Annotated in this window: 3 protein-coding genes; all 3 read left to right on the top strand. The window is 34.3% G+C overall.

Going from position 1 to position 2,825, the window contains the following annotated elements:
• Positions 1-473: 473 nt before the first annotated feature.
• The 3 genes from RZN25_18200 to RZN25_18190 all read left to right on the top strand — a co-directional run bounded on the left by RZN25_18200 (position 474) and on the right by RZN25_18190 (position 2,724).
• Complete coding sequence (locus tag RZN25_18200) at positions 474-662, top strand: SDR family oxidoreductase (protein ID MEQ6378735.1); 189 nt, start codon at positions 474-476, stop codon at positions 660-662.
• 194 nt (positions 663-856) lie between these two features.
• Positions 857-1,459 carry an SDR family oxidoreductase gene (locus tag RZN25_18195; protein ID MEQ6378734.1) on the top strand — a complete coding sequence of 201 codons (603 nt, stop codon included), beginning with the start codon at positions 857-859 and terminating at the stop codon, positions 1,457-1,459.
• Between the two features lie 59 nt (positions 1,460-1,518).
• Positions 1,519-2,724, top strand: a complete 1,206-nt coding sequence (locus RZN25_18190) for an MFS transporter (protein ID MEQ6378733.1) — start codon at positions 1,519-1,521, stop codon at positions 2,722-2,724.
• Positions 2,725-2,825 lie beyond the last annotated feature (101 nt).

Below are 2,825 nucleotides of genomic sequence, written 5' to 3'. Positions count from 1 at the left end.
CATATAATATACCATATTAATCTACTTTAATCCACAATAATATGACAATAAAATATATAAAAAATACCCAAGCCGACAATAGTATTAGCAGTTTCGGGTTATATGTTTATTTTAAGTGTGCAAAATTAGGGATTGATCATCTCCTTTTTTAGGGTGTTTGCATATGCAATATTGGGAATGTTCAAAATATACTTACTTTATATAATGATATTAAGGTAAGAAGAGTACAATAAAAAACGGAATTGGTTCTGATATTCTATCGATTTCTTCTGAATTATGGAGGAAACACTTTAACACTAACCTTGATCCACTACTTCTTGGTGCTCAAGAATTAGTGCCATTAATGAAAAAGAAATAATGGGGTAGAATCTTTGCTATTTCTAGCAGAGGATCACACAAATTGTAGTGCCCCTATTATCCACCTTTAGGAGTTCCAAAAGCTGCAGTGGAAGTATTAATACGATATATGGCAGTTGAATTCCTATGGTATAACAGCAAATATCATTTCTGCTAGAACGATGGATACAAAAGCAATAAGAAATATAAATCAAGATGCCAGTAAGCATATACAAAATTCCAGAAATCGAATTGCCGCTTATCGTCCCATGGAAATTGTTGATGTAGCAAATATTGCATTGAACTTATGTTCAAAACAAATGTAATGATTAACAGACAAAAGATCCGCATTGATGGTGGATTAGTTTTGAAGGGATGACTTAGTGATGATATCTCAGCAAAAAAGCTATAGCATTATGAGGGGGATGGATATGTTAGTTAATGTTAAAGATAAGGTAATTATTATTACGGGAAGTTCAGTTAGATGGAATTGGGAAAGAACTCGCGATAAAGTTCGCCTATTATCCAAAACAATGGTTTTGAGGCGTTAGCTGTTAGAGCTAATTTAAGGTCTAATGAAGAGGCAATGAAATTGATCCAGCAGACAAAAGACCATTTTGGTAGTATTGATGTCTTAATTAATAATGCTGGAGGATCATTTGCCGCACCTTCTGAAGAGATCACTCCAAATGGATGGAATGCGATTATTGAAACAAATTTAAATACAAACTTCTTTTGTTCAAAAGAAGTTTGTAAAGTAATGCGTAATCAAAAACAGGGTGGAAAAATCATCAACATGTCTTTAATTGCAGGTTTTTTACCAGATGTTCATCATGCTCCGTACTCGGTTGCAAAAGCTGGTTTAAATCTACTGAATCAAACACTTGTAGTGGAATGGGCAAAATATAATATTACGGTAAATGGGATCGCTCCAGGATTTATTGAGACGGAGGGACTGAAGTTGCAGGGTCAAACTAATACTGATTCCATACCATTAAAAAGACTAGGTAAAAAGAAGAATGTATTTGGTACAGCACTCTTTTTAGTGAGTTACCTAAGAAATTATATTACTGGGGAAACTATTCGGGTGGATGGAGGAATGAGAGGTGCTATGAGAATGTGAAATATAGGTAAGGGGTAAAATGTTCTATTTTAAAATAGAAACATAGGAAGTGACAATTAGTGACTAAGCAAGAGATAGCGAAAACTTTATACATTATGGTTATTCTGGCATTTACTTCAATAGGTATGTTTACCTTTCCAACCCTAGGTCCCTTACTTGCGAAAATAGATAATTTGGATCCAACTAAGATTGCATGGTTTATTACTTCCTTTTATATTGGTGCAACTTCATGCTCTATGTTGGCTGGATATTGGGTGGATCGGTATGGCGTAAAACTTTGTATCATGGTGGGTGGAGCTTTGATGGCGGTATCTTTACTCTTAACAACATTGCCAGATAGTTTCAACCTTAAACTTGTCTTTTTAGCTTTAACTGGTGTAGGGTACACCTTGATTAATCCTTCAATAAATAAAGTAGTGGTCAACGATTTCTCTAATAAAATTAGAGGAACTGTGATGAGTTTAAAACAAACCGGTCTTTCTATGGGAGGCATGTTGGCAGCTGGGATACTTCCTACTATTGCAGTTCATTGGGGTTGGAAAGTTGCAGTCTATTTTTCTGTCATCCTACTATTGTCCATTTCAGCCTATATATTAATTAGAAAACTATTTGAAGACAAATCAAGAAATGACCAATCATTTCTTGAAAAAAACAAAGGTGTTTCGAATGATTCCTATCATTTGATCTATAAGAATAAAAATGTTCTATTGACTAGTATTGGTGGCTTAATCATAGCTGCAGCACAGTGGATTATTATTACCTTCTTAGTATTATATTTGCAAAAAGAATTAAGTTTTAATTACATTACCGCTAGTTTCTATTTAGCAATTCTCCAGTTTTCTGGACTAGTAGGAAGAATATTCTGGGGATGGAGCTGTGATTATCTGTTCACAAATCGAAAAAAATTATTTAGAAATTTACTTATTTCATCTGGTCTTTTCATCCTTATTTTTGTTGTTCTATGTTATTTCATAAAGGATTTAGATCATATTCTACTCGTCAAACTGATACTTGGACTCATTATCTTTCTAATGGGCTTCGTTACCAATGGCTGGAATGGGGTTTTTATGGTAGTCATGGTTGAGGAGGTAACCGCACAACTTGCAGGAAAAGTAACGGGCTTTAGTATGATGTTTGTCTATTTAGGAATTATTCTTGGTCCTTTATTATTTAGTTTTCTCATACTTAACATTCCATACACGATTGGCTGGGTCATCGTGTCAACTCTGTTTTTTTTATCAGCTTTCATCTTTCATAAAGTTTAAGGTAGAGGCAACGGACAAAAATCCAAGACCCTTGATAACACTGGTTTCATCCAAACCCAATTTTTGAAGTTGGTACCGTAACCTCTTGGTGGAACGAATCT

The organism is Bacillaceae bacterium S4-13-56, assembly GCA_040191315.1.
GTDB lineage: Bacteria > Bacillota > Bacilli > Bacillales > JAWJLM01 > JAWJLM01.
The sequence above is the reverse complement of the archived record's forward strand: the minus strand, read 5'-3'. Positions and strand labels throughout refer to the sequence as shown.